Origin of the sequence: Thermotoga sp. RQ7, from assembly GCF_000832145.1 — a bacterium.
In the GTDB taxonomy this organism is placed as follows: Bacteria; Thermotogota; Thermotogae; order Thermotogales; family Thermotogaceae; genus Thermotoga; species Thermotoga neapolitana.
In genome coordinates this window covers 941,086-960,016 of the sequence record NZ_CP007633.1, presented here as the reverse complement: position 1 = coordinate 960,016, position 18,931 = coordinate 941,086, and the positions used below count along the sequence as shown (strand labels likewise).

Genomic DNA, 18,931 nt, shown 5'->3' with positions numbered 1-18,931 from the left:
TCCTCATCCCTCCCGCCTGTACTTGTTTATGATCTGAGGTACCATATCGGGCGTCACTCTACCGTAGAAGTCGCTGTCGTCCACCATGACAACGGGAGCCATGCTGCACGCTCCGAGGCATCTCACTCCATGAACGGAGAAGAGTCCGTCACTGGTGGGCTCGTCCGGACTCACCTTGAGTTCCTCAAGAAATCTTTCGAAGATCCTGTCCGCCCCTTTCACATAACATGCGGTACCAAGACAAACTTTGATCTGATGTTTTCCTTTTGGCTTCGTGGAGAAGAAGTTGTAAAAAGTGACCACACCGTAGACCTTGGAGAGTGGCACATTGAGTTTGTCGGAGATGAACTCGAGAACGTCCGCAGGAAGGTATCCGAACAACTCTTGCGCCTTGTGGAGCACCTGTATCAACACATCCTTTTTCCCTTCGTAGTTGTTTTTCTCTATGAACTCATCCAGTTCCTTGAAAAGTTCTTCCTTTGATTTAACCAACACGGCCACCTCCTAACTGATATTAAATCGAGAATTTTTTCACAATTTTCATCTGATATTTTTTTCACATTCATCACACCAATTATATCATCCCAGAGTACTGTACACCGAAAAGAAAAGAAAAATTTGTGAAGTGATAGAATCAAAGGGGAAGACATTGGCTGAGGAGGTGATCAATCGATGTTCGATAACGAGGTTCTCTACGATGATGGACAGCACAGGTTCTTCTTCCTGGGATGGGAAGAAAAGGAGGAAGAGATTGTTCAGACGAACCAGTACCTGATAATGGACGGTAACGAGGGAGTCCTTCTAGATCCCGGAGGAGCACACGTCTTTCCACGTGTCATGTCCAACATCGCTGAGATAACGGAACTTTCCAGTATAAAACACATATTTTACACGCATCAGGACCCTGATGTCACCTCCGGAATTCTCTTGTGGCTTTCCATATGCGAGAACGCGAAGATATACATTTCCTCTCTCTGGGTCAGATTCCTTCCTCACTTTGGAATTTTCGATCAGAAAAGGATCGTTCCTATCCCGGACAAAGGATCGAAGATAAAACTTTCAAGCGGAAAAGAACTCGAGATATTGCCCGCTCACTTTCTCCACTCAACCGGAAACTTCGTCGTTTACGATCCTGTTGCGAAGATACTGTTCTCTGGTGACATCGGAGCGGCAGTGTTCGAGCGTGGAAAGAGGTACAGATACGTCGACAACTTTGAACATCACGTTCCACTGATGGAGGCATTTCACAAAAGATACATGGCTTCCAACGCAGTCTGTAAAAAATGGGTGGACATGGTATCAAAGAGGCCCATAGAGATGATAGCCCCACAGCATGGTGCTGTTTTCAGAGGAGAGTCCGTGAAGAAGTTCCTGGAATGGTTCAGAAATCTCAAGTGTGGAGTCGACCTTGTTGACACTCTCTATTCTGTGTGAGGTGATCCCATGAGGGAAATCGTGGACAAACTGACTTCCGCCTTCTTTGCGGAGAACACCATCATATCGTTCACCAGCCAGCTCGACGAAGCCCTGACCAGAAAACTCCAGAGGGTCCAGCGGAAAGTGGTGAACATCAAAGATAGATTCATAGAGCTCAACGGGGTGTTTCAAAAGATCTCCCAGGAATTTCAGAAAAACAGTGAGAAACTGATCGAAGCCGTTCAGGAAATGGAGAACATGAACAGCCAGATCATCGAGGATCTAAAAAAATCGGGTACAAGTGTTGACCAGATTGTCGACAGGGTGAACGAAGCATCCTCACAGATAGCAGAAACACTGGAGAACATAAAATCCATAGAAGAACTCGTTCGAAACATCATGAAGATAGCAAGAGAGACCAACATCCTCGCTCTGAACGCCACCATAGAGGCAGCTCGTGCGGGAGAAGCTGGTAAAGGTTTTGCAGTGGTTGCAAGCGAGGTTCAGAACCTCTCCAGCGAGACGAACAGGGTGACAAAACAGATCGAAGCCAAAACAAGGGAGATAATAGAATCCACCCAGCGCTCTCTCGAAAATCTGGAGTTCATGGCAAACCTTTTCGAAACGGTGGGAAGAACTCTTCAGAACATGATCCAGTTCATGGAAAAAAACGTGGCTCTCCTCCAGGAAGTGAAAAACACCCTTGACAACTCGAGTAAAACGTTGTTCGAAGAAAGCGAGGAGATCAACTCGGCCACGAAAGTGCTGGAAGAGACAACCAGGGGATTCACAACGATAACCAGGGTGATAAACTCTGTGGTCTCTGCCCAGAGGAAGCTGAAGGACCTGAAAATTTAATAATCTGTTCAAGTATTCCGTTTATGAAATGAACTATGTATTTGATACAATTACGTGGGTTAAATCACATTGTGTAAGGAGGTGCAATCGATGCCCGTTGCAAAGAAATACTTTGAGATTCGCTGGCACGGTAGAGCCGGGCAGGGCGCAAAGAGCGCTTCTCAGATGCTGGCAGAGGCGGCACTAGAAGCAGGAAAATTCGTTCAGGCGTTTCCAGAATACGGTGCAGAAAGAACGGGTGCTCCCATGAGGGCGTTCAACAGAATAGGCGATGAGTACATCAGAGTAAGATCCGCCATAGAGAATCCAGATGTTGTCGTGGTAATCGATGAAACGCTACTTTCTCCTGCCATTGTAGAGGGTCTTTCGGAAGACGGAATCCTCCTTGTGAACACGGTGAAAGACTTCGAGTTCGTCCGACAGAAAACAGGCTTCAACGGAAAGATCTGCGTGGTCGATGCTACAGACATTGCCCTTCAGGAAATAAAACGTGGTATACCGAACACACCCATGCTAGGAGCACTGGTCAGAGTAACAGGAGTTGTGCCACTTGAAGTGATAGAGAAAAGAATTGAAAAGATGTTCGGAAAGAAATTCCCTCAGGAAGTGGTGGAAGCAAACAAGAGGGCCCTCAGGCGTGGATACGAAGAAGTGAAATGCTCAGAGTGAGGAGGTGTAAAAATGTCCCTTAAAAGCTGGAAAGAAATCCCCATCGGTGGTGTCATCGACAAACCGGGAACGGCAAGAGAATACAAAACGGGAACATGGCGTGTTATGAGGCCCATACTTCACAAAGAAAAATGTATAGATTGTATGTTCTGCTGGCTGTACTGTCCTGATCAGGCAATCGTTCAGGAAGGCGGAATCATGAAGGGATTCAACTACGACTACTGCAAGGGTTGCGGACTCTGTGCAAACGTCTGTCCAAAGCAGGCTATAGAGATGAGACCTGAGACGGAGTTTCTGGGTGAGGAGGGATGAAGATGGAAAGGGTCGTTGAGAGAGTGGCCGTCACCGGTGCCGAAGCCGTTGCCAATGCGATGAGACAGATAGAACCCGACGTCGTCGCGGCATACCCCATAACTCCGCAAACTCCCATCGTGGAGTACTTTGCTAGATTCGTCGCAGACGGCATCGTCAAAACAGAGATGATACCCGTTGAGAGCGAACACAGTGCAATGAGTGCCGTTGTGGGAGCTGCCGCCGCAGGCGCAAGGGCGATGACGGCAACCAGTGCGAACGGTCTTGCTCTGATGCATGAGATCGTTTACATTGCCGCGTCCTACAGACTTCCCATAGTGATGCCCGTTGTGAACAGGGCCCTGAGTGGTCCGATAAACATACATTGTGATCACAGTGATGCGATGGCAGAAAGAGACTCAGGCTGGATACAGCTCTTTGCAGAGACAAACCAGGAGGCTTACGATTTCACCATCCTTGCCGTGAGACTCGCAGAACACTCCGATGTGAGACTTCCCGTCATGGTGAACCTCGATGGATTCATCCTCTCCCACGGGGTGGAACCCGTTGAGTTTTATCCTGACGACCTTGTGAAGAAGTTCGTCGGTGAACTGAAACCCATGTATCCTCTCCTGGGCACAGAACACCCGGTAACGTGGGGACCCCTCGATCTCTACGATTACTACTTCGAACACAAAAGACAGCAAATAGAAGCCATGGAAAACGTGAAGAAAGTGTTTCCGGAGATCGCAAAAGAGTTCGAAGAGACGTTCGGCAGAAAGTACTGGTTCGTCGAACCCTACAAACTGGACGATGCAGAACACGTGATGGTGGCCCTCGGTTCCACGAACAGCACGATAAAATACGTCGTCGACGAACTCAGGGAAGAAGGCCACAAAGTTGGCGCATTGAAGATATGGATGTTCAGACCGTTCCCGAAGGAACAACTTCAGGAGCTTCTCAACGGTAGAAAGAGCGTCATCGTCCTTGACAGGGCAGTTTCCTTTGGAGCGGAAGCTCCCCTGTATGAGGCTGTTAAATCCTCCCTGTACGAAGTGGCCGCAAGACCAAGCCTTGGATCCTACGTTTACGGTCTTGGTGGAAGGGATATAAAACCGGAGCACATCAGAAAGGCCTTCGAGGACGCCATAAACGGAAATCTGATCGCCGACGAACAGAGATACCTTGGTCTCAGAGAATGAAGGAGGTGTGAAGAATGCCCGTTAACATAAAACAACTGGCACAGGAGTTCGACAAGAAGGAAATAGGTATCACACAGGGTCACAGACTCTGTCCCGGATGTGGTGCTCCAATCACGGTCAAATTCGTTATGATGATCGCAAGACACCTTGGATACGAACCCGTTGTTGGACTAGCGACAGGTTGTCTGGAGGTTTCCACCACCATCTATCCCTACACCGCCTGGAGCGTTCCCTACATCCACAACGCCTTCGAAAACGTAGCAGCAACGATGAGCGGTGTAGAAACCGCTTACAGGGCTCTTAAGAACAAAGGAAAGATTCCAGAAGACAAAAAGTACGCTTTCATCGCGTTCGGAGGAGACGGAGGAACGTACGATATAGGACTTCAGTCACTCTCCGGTATGCTTGAAAGAGGCCACAAGGTGCTTTATGTCCTCTACGACAACGAAGGTTACATGAACACAGGAAACCAGAGATCCGGTTCCACACCACCGGGTTCTGACACCACAACGGCTCCCGTTGGAAAGAAACTCCCCGGAAAAGTCCAGTTGAAAAAGAACATCGTCGAGATCGTGGCAGCCCATGAGAACGTCTACGCCGCAACTGCCGCCCTGTCCGAGCCAATGGACTTCTTCGCCAAGGTGGAAAAGGCACTGAACTTCGACGGACCTTCTTTCCTTGCAGTGCTCTCCCCCTGTGTCAGGTTCTGGAGGGTGAACGACGACAAAACGGTTGAGATCTCAAAACTCGCTGTGGAAACAAAGTACTGGCCCCTGTACGAAGTGGAAAGGGGAGTTTACAGAGTCACAAGAAAGCCGAGACAGTTCAAACCCGTGGAGGAATTTCTGAAGGCCCAAGGAAGGTTCAGAAAACTGCTTTCAAGACCCGACGCGAAAGAGATCATAGATGAACTTCAGGAATACGTCGACAGAAGATGGGAAAGGCTCCTTGCACTGGAAGAGGCCACAAAAGACAAACCGATCAGATGAAAGGGCGGGTTCTCCCGCCCTTTTTTGGAGGGAGTATCATGCTTTCTGGTAAAGTTGCCGTTGTCACGGGTGGAGGACAGGGAATAGGCGCTGCGATCGCTCAACTTTTTGCAGAAAACGGAATGAAAGTTGTCATAGCGGAAATAGATGAAGAGGCCGGCTTTGAAAGAGAAGAGATTCTGAGATCAAAGGGTCTGGATGTCACCTTCGTGAAGACGGACGTTTCTGACGAAGAATCCGTGAAGAACATGGTGAAGAAAACCGTGGAACTCTACGGTGGGATAGACGTTCTTGTGAACAACGCCGCCATCACTTCTGTGAAAAGCATATTCGAAAGATCTCTCGAAGAGTGGGAAAGAGTGATCAGAGTGAACCTCACAGGTCCCTACATCTGTTCCAGATACTGTGCAGAAGAGATGATAAAACGTGGCGGTGGAGTGATCATAAACATTGCAAGCACAAGAGCTTTCCAGTCGGAACCAGATACGGAGCCTTATTCAGCCTCAAAAGGGGGTCTTGTTGCCCTCACCCATTCTCTGGCTGTGAGTCTTTCAAAGTACAGAATAAGAGTGGTGTGTATCAGTCCGGGATGGATAGAGACATCGGAGTGGAAGAAAAAATCTCTGAGAAAAAAGCCAGACTTGAGACCCATCGATCATGAACAGCACCCCGCAGGAAGAGTGGGAAACCCGCTGGATATAGCTCACCTGTGTGTTTTCCTTGCGGACGATGAAAAGGCTGGTTTCATAACGGGAGTGAATTTCACCGTCGATGGAGGAATGACTATAAAGATGATCTATGAGGAGTGAAGACAGGTTGGAATACCTCCTTGTGGCAATCGGCGGATCGATCGGAGCCATTTTCAGGTATTTCGTTTCCAGAGTGGTCAACTCCCTTTTTCCATTCTCCTATCTTCCTCTTGGAACGATCGTTGTGAACACCACTGGATCTTTTTTTCTCTCTCTTATGATGTTCGCCTCTCTTGAAAAGGTTCCCCTGTCGAAGGAAGCGATCCTCTTTTTTGGAACAGGACTTCTCGGTGCCTTCACCACTTTTTCTACCTTCACGTACGAGACGCTTTCCCTCATAGAAGAAAGCCCGGCAAGGGGTGTGGTGTACATGCTGACCAGTCTGATCCTTTCCTTCACAGGTGCTTATTTTGGAATGATTCTGGGGAGAGGAAAGGTATGAAACTTTTGAGAATCTACCTTGGGGAGAAGGACAGACATGGAGGAAAGCCCCTCTTCGAGTACCTTGTGAAGCAAGCCTATGAACTTGGAATGAAAGGAGTAACCGTTTACAGAGGAATAATGGGATTTGGTCACAAAAGGCACATACACAGGAGTGACTTCTTCAGTCTCTCACCGGATCTTCCCATCGTCCTGGAGATCGTAGATGAAGAAGGAAGGATAAATGAGTTTTTGAGAGAACTCGATGGCATAGATTTCGATGGTCTTGTTCTCTTAATCGATGTCGAAGTTGTAAAAATGGGTTAGCGTTCGAAGAACCTGTCCAGATCTTCGTAACTGATCCTGAAAGAAACAGGCCTTCCGTGTGGACACCTTTCGTATTTTTTCTGGAAGTAAAGATCCACGAGTTTTGAAGCCGTCTTTTCGTCGAATTCACCGGATCTTGTGGCAAGTTTACACGCGGCAAGGGCAATTTTTTCCCTCAACATCTCCGTGCTGCCGTGGATGATCTCTTTGAAGAATTCTTCCACGGCATCTTCTGTGAGAAACTCTGGAACCTTCCGAACCACCAGGGATTCACCTTCAAACTGGAAGGAAAAGCCCAGTTTTTCCAGTTTTTCCCGTTCTTCATCAGGCAGGCTGGTGATGACCCTTCTCTTCAGGTTCTTCGATCTCCATACCCTTTTTGCCAGGATTTCCTCGTATATGACCCGCTCATGAAGTGCGTGAAGATCGATGAAAAAAAGGGCATCTTCAGTCTCCACAACCGCGTACTTTTTCTTCACAAGAAACCACCTGTAGGAAGAAGGTTCTGCCACACTGAGCGCACGGGAGGAGATTTCTTCGTACGTAACCGATCTGTACCACTTCCTTGCAAGATTTTTCGTCAAAACTTCCTCCAGGGCCTCTTTGACCTTTTCTTCCTCCAGAAACCTCACCACGATCTTCGAGGGGTGTATGTTGATATCGAGTTTTTCCGGATCTGTTTCTATGAATAAAACAGCGATCGGATACCTTCTTTTTGGAAGATCGTAGACCTTCATGAGAACCTCGTGGAGCTCCTCAGAGATGACAAAGCGTTCGTTCACATAGAAGTACTCTCCCGTTCTGTTCGGTCTTGTGATTTCACGCGCTGAAACGATTCCTTTTATCTTCAGATCCGAAAGTTCCTCTTCGAACGTTATATATCCCTTTCTCAGATCCTCGAGTATCAAAAGAGCCCTTTCGAAAAGGTCGCTTGTTGCTGGGAAAGAATGAATTATCTTTCCATCTGAGATGAAGGTGAAGTCCACGTTGTTTTTCACAAGGGCGAACCGTTCGAACATCTCACGACACATTCTGAGTTCTATTGAGGAAGATTTCAGGGATTTTCTTCGAACGGGTAGATTGAAGAAAAGATCCTTCACCTCAACTGTTGTACCGGTGTCTCTGTGGGTTTCAGAAATTTCTTCCACCTTTCCTCCGGTTATCAGAACCTGAGTTGCAAGGGCATCTTCCTTCGTTTTAGTCACGATTCTGGTCCTGCTCACCTGAACGATCGAAGCGAGTGCCTCTCCTCTGAAACCGTACGTTCTGATCCTGCGAAGGTCCTCTTCGCTTTCTATTTTACTCGTTGTGTGAGGTTCTATAGCGACAAGGACCTCTTCCTTTGTCATTCCCGTTCCGTTGTCTGATACTCTCACGAGATTCTTCCCGCCGTTTTCGACCTCAACAACCACCCTGTTTGCCTGTGCATCCAGGCTGTTTTCAACGAGTTCTTTCACAACAAAGGAGGGATTGTGTATTACCTCACCTGCAGCTATCTTTCTGATCAGACTTTCAGGAAGCCTTCTTATTCTCAAGGTGTCACTCCCTAATTTTTTTGATCCAGTGATGATTTTAACATCGAAACAGTAGAATGTCGTGGGGGTGAGATCATGCTGAAAGTCACAGGGATAGTTGGTAGTCCTAGAAAGAACGGAAACACGAAAATTCTGGTTGAGAAGGTACTGGAAGGTGCAAGAAGAAGAACTTGTGGGGCTGGTTTTTCTGTCAAACAAAAATCCTCATGGACCGGTTGTTCGCATTGATGAAGCCACTCCCAGGGCGGTGGTAATACCGGTGAGAGTATTATGAAGGAGATCTCGAGGTTTTTTGAATTCTTAGGAATGGAAAAGGTGGGAATCATCGGTGGAAACGGTCTGAACGAACCCGGTGCTGTTTTGAAAAGAACAGACCTTCTCAAAAAAGCTGAAGAAATCGGAGAAAAATTTCTGGGATAAAAAGAGTGGGGGATTCACCCCACTCTGAATCTTGATACCAGTCCAGAAAGTGCCCCGGATATTTTCAAAAGTCTCTCTGCCGCCTCACTCACCCTAGCAGAGGAGGTGGTCTGGTTTTCTATGAGGGACTCCATTCTTGAGAGACTCTCCACGACACCTTCCACCACCTTGGTGACGTTGTCCATCGCACTTGCCATCTCCTCTGCTGCAGCCCCCTGCTCCTGAGCTGTTGCTGCCGTGTTCTCTATCATGCTGTTGATCTCTTCTATCCTTCCAAGGATCTCTTTGAACCTCTTTGTGATCTCTTCCCCCTTCACCGCTATCTCGTCCACACTCTCAAAGACCTCTTTCGACCCTTCTTCCACGTGCCCTATCGTCCCCCTCAGACTGCTCAGCATCTTCGCTATGTCTTCTGTCGCTTTCTGGCTCTCTTCTGCAAGTTTTCTGATCTCATCCGCAACCACCGCAAAGCCCCTTCCTGCCTCTCCTGCCCTTGCCGCCTCTATCGCTGCGTTCAGTGCAAGTAGATTCGTCTGCTCTGCTATCGAGCTGATCGTGTTCACTATCTCCCCTATGGTCTTGGCTGACTCCACAAGTTCCTTCAGGTAGTTTCTCTGTTTCTCTGTTGACCCTTTCAGTTTCTCTATGACACGGCTTACCCCTTCTACGCTCTCTGTTCCTTCTCTTGCAGCTTTCGTCACCGCTTCTGACCTTTCCGTCAGATCCTGGGTGATCTTCGAGATGTTCTGTGCACTCGCCGCTACTTCTTCTACTCCACTTGTCACTTCTGTGAGTGCACTGCTCATGTTGTTCGCCTCATCCAGTATCCTCTTTGCCTCTTCGTGGAGGTTCTCTGCCGATCTGTGGCTCTCCTCTGAGAGGGCCTTTATCTCTTCTGATGCTTTGCTCAGCTCGTTTGATGCCTCTATGATGTTTTTGATCATCTCTTTCAGTGAGGATACCGCTTCTTTCAGACTCTGTTCTACCTGTGTCAGTTCGTCTTTTCCTTTCGCCTCAAATTCTACCGTCAGGTCCCCTTCTCCAAATCTCTTCACTCTCTCTACCTGCTGTTTCATCCTTCTCACTACAGGCATCATCGAGAAGAACAACACCCCAAAGATCACGCCTCCAAATACCACGTATGTTACGATCGTCCCAAAGGTCGCTTTCCTTCCTTCTGAAAGTAGTTCGTTGAGGTATCCTGTCGAGAAGATGTAGAAGTCGTATCCTGGCACTTTCGCCCATACGGTGTATTTCTTTTCTCCGTTTTCTTCGTACTCCACGTACCTTTCTCCTCCACTCTTTGCTTCACTGAAAGCTTTCTCAAATCCCCCAAGTTCTTTCACGTCTTTCATGAAGTTTTTCATGTCTTTGTGTATCAATACTTTCCCATCACCGGATACCAGTATGCCGTAGCCGCTTTTGCTCGCTTTCCCCTCTTCTACTACGGTTTTCCAGAGATTTGAATTTTCAGAAAGGGATACTCCAAGAGCGAGTGCTCCCGATGGCTCCGTTCCAAAAGTGGTGATACCCTCCATGAACAGCAGCATCGGACTTTCCCCGATTTTCTCTGCCAGAACAAGCGATGTTCGGTTGCTCTCTTTCAGAAGTTTCAGATATTTCTCGTATTCTGAATAGTTCTTCTCTTCTATCTTCTCGGGCAAGACGAGATAGGCAGATTCACTCATTTCATCGATCACAAGACCCAAAGAAGCTGTATCAGTAGCCCCCTGAAGAACGGTTTGAAGGTTCGACGCGATCGTATAACCACCTATGAGGGAACTTCCAAGAAGGGTTTTCAAATTCTTCTGAACCTCATTCAACCTTTGAGAAACATACTTTGAAAGAGACACCACGGACTTCTCCATGTACTCCTTTGCACTGTTTACAAGAAGATTCGAGGTGTTCCTCTGGATCAAAAGAGCACTCAACACAAAAGACAAAAGAACTACGATCATTATGAAGACAATCCTTGCTCTTATGTTCACTCTCGATCTCCCCTCTTCGGTTCAGTTTGAAAACCCCGGCATTACCGCCGGGGAGAAATCATTGAGGGCTCACCGAAACATCGTCGAAGTAAATCGTGGTTGGAGCCTCTTTTCCAAGTTCGAAACTGATCTGAACAACCTCGTCCGCATCGTCTGGATGTGTGTAGGTGAACGTAAACGTCTGCCATTCTGTTGTGAGATTGACTGTCTGCGCAAAGTAGTTGATCCATGGATCGTGATTCTGAAGGATCTTCACGTTTATCGGTCTTGGTGTATCTGCTTTAGCCCTGAAAGAAATGGTGTAGGTCTTTCCTTTGTAGAGGCCTATCCACTGGTTGAACTGTATGTGCCAGGTATCTGTTCCGGAGTCCTCTATCGTGATGTACGCGTAGCCATCTGTGACACCGTAGTCAGAAACTCTGGCACCGCTGATTCCATAGTCACCGGCCTGCCATATGAACCACTCATCCGGGTTGTTGGCCTGATCGTTCACTATCGGTTCATCGAATGTGCCGTTGTTTATCTGTTCATAGGTCACTTCGGGCCCTGTTTGCTGCTGAGACTGTTCGTACTCACAATCGTCCACTTCTCCTGTGATAGTTTCTGGATTCATATCTTTGTAAACTCTGATGTAATCGATGTACATTCTCTGTGGAAACTGCGTTGTTTCGTCAGGATAGCCCGGCCAGTAACCTCCCACCGCAACGTTCAGTATGAGGAAGAACGGGTGATCGAAGACCCATTCGAGTCCAAGTTCGGCAAGTTCGTCCTTGCTGAGAACGTGATACAGCTGGCCATCTACATACCATTCCACTTCGTCTTCGTCCCACTCGATGGAGAAGACGTGGAAGTCTTCTGAGAAGTCAGGAACTCCTTCGGGAAGATGATAAGCCACACCTATACTTGCACCGCCAGAATACCCTGGACCGTGCGCTGTTCCGTAAACGGTTCTTGTGTCGTGCCCCAGCATCTCCATGATGTCGATCTCACCACAGGTGGGCCATCCAACTTCACCGATGTTGTTTCCAAGCATCCAGAGAGCCGGCCAGATGCCCTTTCCTTTGGGAAGCTTCGCCCTTATCTCGATCTTTCCGTACTTTATTTCGAATTTACCTTCAGTGGTCATCCTTGCGGATGTGTAGTCGTAGGTTCCGTACTCATCGGATACCTGTTCTTTCCTTGCTTCTATCACGAGGCAGCCGTTTTCAACGAATGCGTTTTTGTCGGTGTAATACTCGAGTTCTGCGTTTCCCCAGCCAGGTATGCCCTTTGCATGGCCGTTTCCTATCTCAAAGTTCCATACGTTTGGATCGATAACTCCATCATCGAACTCCTGACTCCAGACAAGTTGCCAGTCTTCCACCTTGTCCTCATCCTCCTCGGTGTAGATCTCGTTTTCCTCACCACTGACTTCCAGCGTTCCCACATCCTCCATCACTACGTCGTCTATCCAGACTGTCCCCATTGACTTTCCAAGCTGGAACTCAAAGCGTGCGTTTTCATCTGTTTCCTGTCTCATGACAAATTCGAACTCGTACGTCTTCCAGTCTGTTCCAAGTTCAAAAACCATACCTCCCGACTCATCCGTTCCGGGATTGTAAGCTGCCCAGCCCCTTCCTGCCGTTCCTCCTATTTTCACTCCTATGTTTCTCTGAACGGAGGCCTTTGCCTTGAAAGAAACTCTGTACTTGTGGAGTTTCTCAACACGTATGGGGGACTGGATTATCTGAACAGACCAGGTGTGGTCTCCTCCGTTTGTTATTTCAACCACGAGAACGCCATTTTCCACCCTTGCTTCGCCCTCACCGTTCGAATTGGTGAAAAACACCCAGTTGTTCTGCGTGTTTATAGAACCGTCTGCTGCAGGTGGTTCGATATCGACACCAGCGATGAGAATGGGAGCGTCGAAGGAGCCATTGTGTAAAATATTCTGAGCCAGGATGAAAACAGGAAATAGCAAAAGAACAAGAACCAGTTTTTTCATGATACCCCCTCCTCCTTCACGGTTTGAATCTTCTCTCCTCACCGACGGAAAACGTTCCTTTAAGTTTTATGTTCCTCGAAGACGCACCAACCCTTACTTCGTATTCACCCGCTTCGACAACCCATTCTTCACCGTTGAAACTTGCAAGATCTCTGACAGGTATCTCAAGCACCACTTCTTCAGACTCTCCAGGATTCAAAAGTCTGGTTTTGTGAAACGCCTTGAGTTCCTGGAAGGGTTTGTCGATTTTTCCTTTCGGTGCCTTGATGTAAACCTGCGAGACTTCCTTTCCTGCACGACCGCCCGTGTTTTCTATTCTGTACTGAACTCTGAGTGTTTCACCGTCGAACGAAACGTTCAGATCACTGTACTCGAAGGTCGTGTAAGAAAGGCCGTATCCGAACTCGTACGCCGGCTCCACACCGAAGGTGTCGTAGTACCTGTATCCCACGTAGATGTCCTCTTCGTAGACCACCTTCTGTGGATTGTCCTTTGGCTCTCCAGGAAAGGTCCAGGAGGGTACATCAGAGTAGTCTCTCGGAAAGGTGGTTGGAAGTTTTCCAGATGGATTGATCCTTCCAGTGAGAACATCGGCAACGATCCTGCCGGTTTCTTGTCCTGCCTGCCACACAAGGAGAATCCCATCCGCCAGATCTCTCCAGCTAACAACCTCAACAGGACTTCCTATGTTGAGAAGAACGATCACTTTCTTGCCCTGTTCATGGAACTCTCTGGAGACAGTCTTTATGAGATCAGTCTCATCGTCAGAAAGGTAAAAGTCTCCCTTCACCGGCTTTCTGTCATAGCCTTCTCCGGAAATCCTGCTGATCACGATGACCGCCACGTCGTTCTTTTTCGCCAGTTTGTGTATTTCCTTCTCCGAAAGGAAGTTTTCTGGAAGTTTTGGTTTTATGATCGTTCCCCAGGAATCCCTTCTTGGTTTGTACTCTTCTGTTTCTCTCATCTTCTTGATGTAGTCTTCGTAGGTTTTTGCGAGTTCTTCGTCGAAATTCAGACCCCTTTCTTTTATCCCCTCAAGGATGGAAATAGCGTACCTTGGATGGGTGTCGCCGCTTCCTGTTCCACCTTTTATCGTTTCGATCTGGCCCGTTCCAAAGAGGGCTATTTTCGAGTTTTCAGAAAGAGGAAGAGCCTCTTCGTTCCTCAAAAGGACAACACCTTCTGCTCCTGCTTCATAAGCAACCTTTGCGTGCTTCTCAAGATCGGGTTTGTTGGAGTATCTGTAGTTTTTGAAAGAAGGTGCGTTCACAAGGACTTTCAAGATGTTTCTTACACATTCATCGAGAACTTCTTCGCTGAGTTTTCCTTCTTTCAGGGCCTCCATGATCTCTTCTATTTCGTCTCTTCGTTCTGTGTTCACCTGGTAGGCCTTTCCAGGCATGATGAGATCGTTGCCTGCTTTGAGTTGTTCCACGGGATTGTCTCCAGCGTACCAGTCACTCATAACGAAACCTTCGAAACCCCACTCTTCCCTGAGAACCTTCTTCAGGAGCCACTCGTTCTGCGAGCAGTACTTCCCATTGAGTTTGTTGTAAGCACTCATCACGCTCCACGGTTTTGATTTCTTCACAGCGATCTCGAATCCTCTGAGGTATATCTCCCTGAGAGCACGTTCGGACACGATCGTGTCCACGACCATTCTGTTCGTCTCCTGGTTGTTCGCCACGAAGTGCTTTATACACGCACCAACTCCCTGTGACTGGAATCCCTTCACAAAGGAAGAGGCCATTTCACCGGAGAGGACAGGATCCTCCGAGTAGTATTCAAAGTTTCTTCCACAAAGTGGATTTCTGTGTATGTTCATCGCGGGAGCAAGGAGCACATCCACACCGTATTCTCTAACCTCCTCACCCATTGCCTTTCCCACTTCTTCGAGAAGCTCTCTGTTCCAGGTGGAGGCAAGCATGATCTCAACAGGAAAAGCGGTGGTGTAATAGGTGTTCTCATCGTTTTCTCTTGTAGGATTTATTCTAAGTCCTGCTGGACCATCCGCCAGAACGAAAGCAGGAAGACCCACTCTTGGAACAGGGTGTGTTTCTCCAGCGGCACCCGCCACCCGGGAATGGGGATTTCCAAACAACCCCGGAAGTCCTACCCCCACTACAAGTTTTACTTTTTCTTCCAGAGTGAGTTGAGAGAGGATTTCATTCACCTTTTCCATCTTCATCCCTCCTCTTTTTCTCCCTGACTGCAAGGAATATCAGAAAAAACATCGTGAAAGCAAGAAGTCCAAGGTTAAGATAGAACTCCACAGGCCTGAGACCACGCCAGAGGTAGTACACAAGAACGATGATTTCGAGAACAAGAGCCCAGGAAAAAAGTGTCATTATAGCCCGGGTGAACATCACAGGTCCTCCAGTTTCCTGTAGAGTTTCGGTATACTACCCACGAGTACTTTTGTGTATTCGTGAGAAGGTTCCAGCACCACTTTGTCTGGATGACCTCTTTCAACGATTTCGCCGTCTTTCATAACGAATATGTTGTCAGAAACGTAGTAAGCAAGCCCGAGATCGTGAGTGATGAATATTATAGAAGTTCCCTGTTCCTCTCTGAGTTCTTCGAGGAGTTTTATGATACCTCCTCTGGAAGACGCGTCTATCATGGATGTGGGTTCGTCTGCGACAATCAGGAGAGGCCTCAAGATCCAGCATCTTGCGATCATTATTCTCTGCTTCTGCCCACCTGAGATCTGATGAGGATATTTTCCAAGGACATCCTTTGGATCGATTCCCACTCTGAACAGAGACTCCTTGATGAGTTCAAGGGCTTCTTTTTTATTGGAAGGTTTGTTTTCCAGAAGGTTTATCGCCTGCCAGAGGGTTCTCTCGACCGGGTAGAAAGGATTGTAACTTGCAAACGGATCCTGAAACACAGCATGGACCTTTCTTCTGAACTCAACGAGCGATTCTTTATCTTTGAGATCCCTCCAGATGTCTTTTCCCTCGAACCGTATTTCTCCAGATGTGGGAGGAAGGAGCCTCAAAATCATCTTCGCAGTTGTTGTCTTTCCGGATCCACTTTCTCCAACAAGGGACACTATTTCCTTTTCTTTCACCTCGAAGGAGACGTTTTTCACCGCTTCTACACGACGTTTTGAAAAAAACCCAAGGGAAAAGATCTTCGTGAGATTCTTTACCTCTAATCTGCTCATGCTCTCTCCTCCGTGTAAAGCCAACATGCCACTCTCCGTGAAGGTTCTATTTCTGTCAGTGGTGGTTCCTTCTCCTTACATATATCCATCACATGTGGACACCTTGGATGGAACCTGCATCCAGAAGGTGGGTTTATAAGGTTCGGAGGTGCTCCAGGAATGGTAGTGATTCCTCTCTTTTTGACCTCTGGTTCCGGTGTCAAGACGGAGTTGAAGAGCCCCTGAGTGTAGGGGTGAAGCGGTTTTTCCAGTATGGACTCCACCGGGGAAAACTCCACGATCTTTCCAGCGTACATGATGATCATCCTGTCTGCAATCTGTCTTACAGTTGCTATGTCGTGTGTGATGAATATGATGCTCTTCACAATTCCCTGTCGCTTCATCTGCATCAGGACTTTCAGAAGGACCTTCTGGTTGACCACGTCCAGAGCAGAAGTTGGTTCGTCCGCTATGAGTAGGCTGGGATTCAAAATTGTTGCGATCGCTATCACGGCCCTTTGCCTCATTCCTCCACTGAGTTCAAACGGGTACCTTTTGAGCCACATGGGTTTCAATCCTACTTCTTCGAACCTTCTCTTCGCCTTCTCAAGAAGTTCGTGCTCGTCTATACCGTGAGATTCGGCAAGGTGTCTTACGTACTTTTCCATTTTGATCGTCGGCATCAGCGCGTTCATGGCAGCCTGGGGAATTATCGTGATTTCTTTTCCCCAGAATCTCTTTTTCACCTCTTCCCTTGTCATCGATGAGATTTCTTCGAATTTTCCGTTTGCTTTCAGAAATATCTTTCCATCCACGAGCGTCAAGGGTTTCACCATGTTCATGAAGATCACGTTCGAAAGGGTCGTCTTACCGCATCCTGACTCTCCGACAACTCCTATGACCTCGTCTTCCAGTATCTCGAAGGAAACCCCATCTACGGCCTTGACAGAAGCCTTCTCCAATTTATAGTAAGCCCTCACATTTTCCGCTTTTAAAAGCACTTCCTTCATCCTCATTCCTCCCTCAAACGTGGGTTGAAGACTTCATCCATTGCAGTACTGATCACGAGCAAAGAAGCGGTGACTGCCACGATGGCCAATCCAGGTGGAACAAACCACCACCAGAGACCCCTTCTCACCGCCTCCATGAGAACCGCCCACTGAAGCATGATGCCAAGGGAAATTCCCTGAGTTGGACCAAGCCCGATCAAACTCAGACCAGCCTCTCCCATGATTCCTCCGTTTATGAACAGAACAAACGACATGAAAGCGTACGTTGCTATGGTGGGTATGAGGTCTTCTATCACGAGTCTGAGGTCAGAGTAGCCTGCCATTATGGAGAGGTAAACGTACTCTCTCGACATCACACTCATGAGTTGTGCTCTTATGGCCCTTGCAAACCATGGCCACTGGAAAAGCCCCAGTATGATCGCAACCATCTCCACACTTCTTACCTTCAAGTAACTGGCTATCAGAATGGCTATCAGGATAGACGGTGTTGTGAGCACGATGTTGGTTATCGCCATCAGAGTGTCATCCACTATACCTCTCTTCACCGCCGAGAGACTGCCTATGACCGTTCCTATCACGAGTGAGATGATCGCCGCAAGGAAACCGATGTAAAGAGAAGACCGAATTCCATGGAGCAACTGAGCAAGGACATCTCTTCCATATGTGTCCGTTCCAAGCGGATGAGTTGCGGAAGGAGGTTGCTCATAGTCCCATGTCATCTCGGTGGGGTCCACTCTGTAAAACACCGGTCCCAGTATTCCAAGAAGCAAGAAAAACAGAAAAACAGACAGACCTATTATGAATTTTTTGTTCTTAAAAAGCGGCTTGACCATCGTCAAAAACATATCTCATGCCTCCTGTCCCAGTCTTATTCTTGGATCTATCAAGGCATAAACAAAATCGACCACAAAGTTGGCAAGGTAAATGGACGCTATCAAAATCACGAAGATTCCCTGTATCAGAGGATAATCGAGGGTGGTCAGCGCTCTGAAGAGAAGATACCCCGTTCCGGGGTAATTGAAAACTATTTCTGTGATCAAAGAACCACCGAGAACTCCTCCTAAACTCAAAGCGAGTCCTGTGATCTGCGGAAGAAGTGAATTTCTGAAGACGTACCTGAATATTCTTTTATCCTTCATACCAAGATACTCGGAAAACATCGCATAATCGCTTCCCAGTTCGTAGATAACCATGAGTCTCATACCTATCGCCCATCCGCCCATGGCAGAAACAACGATGGACGCAAAGGGCATGATGTAATGCTTCAAAACATCTATGAAGAACGACCAGCTGAGATTCGGTATCGTTCCCTGAGAATAAGCCCCCTGAACAGGTAACCAGCCAAGTCTTACGCCGAAAAAGAAGATGAAAATCATTCCAAGCCAGTAGTACGGAATCTGAGAGACAATGAGGGACGCGGTGAGCACTCCTTTGTCTATCCATGTGTTTCTCTTATAAGCCGCCAGAGCACCTAGACTGTTTCCCAGAATCCATGCGACAACCGTTGCTGGAAGAAGAAGAACAAGTGTCCATGGAATAACCGGTATGATCAGGTCGATCACTTTCCTCGGGTAGAAAGTTATGGACGTTCCGAGATCTCCTCGAAGCGCCTTGTAGATGAATTCAAAGTATTGAACATACCAGGGTTTTCCGAACCCAAACTCTTCCATCAACGTCTTTTCGGCTGCCCTTATAGCCTCTGGATTTGATTGAGCCACCCTTGAGAGATTGGAAAGGATCTGGGAAAGAGGATTTCCAGGTATGACCCTTGGAAGGATGAAAACGATTGTCGTTGCGACTATGTAAGTGATCAGGAGGAATATGAAACGCCTTAAAAGGTACCTGAGCATAGACTTTGATCCCATTCAATTCTCACTCCCCGCTCGATTTTTGTGAAACCCGGCCCCTCGGGGCCGGGGAAA

At 47.7% G+C, this 18,931-nt stretch carries 21 protein-coding genes; 11 read left to right on the top strand and 10 right to left on the bottom strand.

Features of this window, described 5'->3' with window-relative positions; genetic code table 11:
* Nucleotides 1-3 precede the first annotated feature (3 nt).
* Nucleotides 4-492, bottom strand: coding sequence for an NAD(P)H-dependent oxidoreductase subunit E (locus TRQ7_RS04825; protein ID WP_038066981.1), 489 nt, complete (start codon nucleotides 490-492; stop codon nucleotides 4-6).
* Nucleotides 493-672: 180 nt separating this feature from the next.
* On the opposite strand from TRQ7_RS04825, the gene TRQ7_RS04820 reads away from it, so the two are divergent.
* The 9 genes from TRQ7_RS04820 (at nucleotide 673) to TRQ7_RS04780 (ending at nucleotide 6,921) form a co-directional block, all read left to right on the top strand.
* Nucleotides 673-1,434: an MBL fold metallo-hydrolase gene (locus TRQ7_RS04820; protein ID WP_015919180.1), complete on the top strand. Its 762-nt coding sequence runs from the start codon at nucleotides 673-675 to the stop codon at nucleotides 1,432-1,434.
* A gap of 9 nt (nucleotides 1,435-1,443) precedes the next feature.
* The gene (locus tag TRQ7_RS04815) at nucleotides 1,444-2,274 is read left to right on the top strand and encodes a methyl-accepting chemotaxis protein (RefSeq protein WP_041844139.1); all 831 of its coding nucleotides are present in this window, start codon (nucleotides 1,444-1,446) and stop codon (nucleotides 2,272-2,274) included.
* A gap of 90 nt (nucleotides 2,275-2,364) precedes the next feature.
* Complete coding sequence (gene porC / locus TRQ7_RS04810) at nucleotides 2,365-2,943, top strand: pyruvate synthase subunit PorC (protein WP_038066977.1); 579 nt, start codon at nucleotides 2,365-2,367, stop codon at nucleotides 2,941-2,943.
* Between the two features lie 12 nt (nucleotides 2,944-2,955).
* Entirely contained in the window at nucleotides 2,956-3,255 is a 300-nt protein-coding gene (gene porD / locus TRQ7_RS04805) for a pyruvate synthase subunit PorD (RefSeq protein WP_015919177.1), read from the top strand.
* 2 nt (nucleotides 3,256-3,257) lie between these two features.
* Nucleotides 3,258-4,436, top strand: coding sequence for a pyruvate synthase subunit PorA (gene porA, locus TRQ7_RS04800; protein ID WP_038066974.1), 1,179 nt, complete (start codon nucleotides 3,258-3,260; stop codon nucleotides 4,434-4,436).
* Nucleotides 4,437-4,450: 14 nt separating this feature from the next.
* The gene (locus TRQ7_RS04795) at nucleotides 4,451-5,425 is read left to right on the top strand and encodes a thiamine pyrophosphate-dependent enzyme (protein ID WP_041844138.1); all 975 of its coding nucleotides are present in this window, start codon (nucleotides 4,451-4,453) and stop codon (nucleotides 5,423-5,425) included.
* Nucleotides 5,426-5,463: 38 nt separating this feature from the next.
* A complete protein-coding gene (locus TRQ7_RS04790) occupies nucleotides 5,464-6,234 on the top strand; it encodes a glucose 1-dehydrogenase (RefSeq protein WP_041844137.1) in 771 nt (256 codons plus the stop codon).
* The gene (crcB, locus tag TRQ7_RS04785; RefSeq protein ID WP_015919172.1) at nucleotides 6,224-6,616 is read left to right on the top strand and encodes a fluoride efflux transporter CrcB; all 393 of its coding nucleotides are present in this window, start codon (nucleotides 6,224-6,226) and stop codon (nucleotides 6,614-6,616) included. The genes TRQ7_RS04790 and crcB overlap by 11 nt, the downstream gene beginning before the upstream one ends.
* On the top strand, nucleotides 6,613-6,921 hold the full coding sequence (locus TRQ7_RS04780) for a DUF190 domain-containing protein (RefSeq protein WP_015919171.1): 309 nt from the start codon (nucleotides 6,613-6,615) through the stop codon (nucleotides 6,919-6,921). Before crcB ends, TRQ7_RS04780 begins: the two co-directional genes overlap by 4 nt.
* Here TRQ7_RS04780 and mutL read toward each other — a convergent pair.
* Nucleotides 6,918-8,456 carry a DNA mismatch repair endonuclease MutL gene (gene mutL, locus TRQ7_RS04775; protein WP_041844136.1) on the bottom strand — a complete coding sequence of 513 codons (1,539 nt, stop codon included), beginning with the start codon at nucleotides 8,454-8,456 and terminating at the stop codon, nucleotides 6,918-6,920. The genes TRQ7_RS04780 and mutL overlap by 4 nt on opposite strands.
* A gap of 75 nt (nucleotides 8,457-8,531) precedes the next feature.
* On the opposite strand from mutL, the gene TRQ7_RS09745 reads away from it, so the two are divergent.
* Both TRQ7_RS09745 and TRQ7_RS09740 read left to right on the top strand, forming a co-directional pair.
* Complete coding sequence (locus TRQ7_RS09745) at nucleotides 8,532-8,684, top strand: NAD(P)H-dependent oxidoreductase (RefSeq protein WP_201771669.1); 153 nt, start codon at nucleotides 8,532-8,534, stop codon at nucleotides 8,682-8,684.
* A 42-nt stretch (nucleotides 8,685-8,726) separates the two neighbouring features.
* Entirely contained in the window at nucleotides 8,727-8,876 is a 150-nt protein-coding gene (locus TRQ7_RS09740; protein ID WP_201771668.1) for a hypothetical protein, read from the top strand.
* A 14-nt stretch (nucleotides 8,877-8,890) separates the two neighbouring features.
* Here the strand turns inward: TRQ7_RS09740 and TRQ7_RS04770 are convergent, their stop codons facing one another.
* The 8 genes from TRQ7_RS04770 to TRQ7_RS04735 are packed head-to-tail and all read right to left on the bottom strand — an operon-like array spanning nucleotide 8,891 to nucleotide 18,874.
* On the bottom strand, nucleotides 8,891-10,864 hold the full coding sequence (locus TRQ7_RS04770) for a methyl-accepting chemotaxis protein (protein WP_041844135.1): 1,974 nt from the start codon (nucleotides 10,862-10,864) through the stop codon (nucleotides 8,891-8,893).
* 58 nt (nucleotides 10,865-10,922) lie between these two features.
* Nucleotides 10,923-12,848 carry a carbohydrate binding domain-containing protein gene (locus TRQ7_RS04765; protein ID WP_201771667.1) on the bottom strand — a complete coding sequence of 642 codons (1,926 nt, stop codon included), beginning with the start codon at nucleotides 12,846-12,848 and terminating at the stop codon, nucleotides 10,923-10,925.
* 16 nt (nucleotides 12,849-12,864) lie between these two features.
* Nucleotides 12,865-15,030: a beta-glucosidase gene (locus tag TRQ7_RS04760; protein WP_041844134.1), complete on the bottom strand. Its 2,166-nt coding sequence runs from the start codon at nucleotides 15,028-15,030 to the stop codon at nucleotides 12,865-12,867.
* Nucleotides 15,014-15,214 carry a hypothetical protein gene (locus TRQ7_RS04755; protein ID WP_038066936.1) on the bottom strand — a complete coding sequence of 67 codons (201 nt, stop codon included), beginning with the start codon at nucleotides 15,212-15,214 and terminating at the stop codon, nucleotides 15,014-15,016. The genes TRQ7_RS04760 and TRQ7_RS04755 overlap by 17 nt, the downstream gene beginning before the upstream one ends.
* Nucleotides 15,214-16,020, bottom strand: a complete 807-nt coding sequence (locus tag TRQ7_RS04750) for an ABC transporter ATP-binding protein (RefSeq protein WP_041844133.1) — start codon at nucleotides 16,018-16,020, stop codon at nucleotides 15,214-15,216. The genes TRQ7_RS04755 and TRQ7_RS04750 overlap by 1 nt, the downstream gene beginning before the upstream one ends.
* Nucleotides 16,017-17,009: an ABC transporter ATP-binding protein gene (locus tag TRQ7_RS04745; protein ID WP_041844132.1), complete on the bottom strand. Its 993-nt coding sequence runs from the start codon at nucleotides 17,007-17,009 to the stop codon at nucleotides 16,017-16,019. Before TRQ7_RS04745 ends, TRQ7_RS04750 begins: the two co-directional genes overlap by 4 nt.
* Nucleotides 17,010-17,011: 2 nt before the next feature.
* Complete coding sequence (locus tag TRQ7_RS04740; RefSeq protein WP_015919161.1) at nucleotides 17,012-17,854, bottom strand: ABC transporter permease; 843 nt, start codon at nucleotides 17,852-17,854, stop codon at nucleotides 17,012-17,014.
* A 3-nt stretch (nucleotides 17,855-17,857) separates the two neighbouring features.
* Nucleotides 17,858-18,874 carry an ABC transporter permease gene (locus TRQ7_RS04735; RefSeq protein WP_041844131.1) on the bottom strand — a complete coding sequence of 339 codons (1,017 nt, stop codon included), beginning with the start codon at nucleotides 18,872-18,874 and terminating at the stop codon, nucleotides 17,858-17,860.
* Nucleotides 18,875-18,931: the final 57 nt, after the last annotated feature.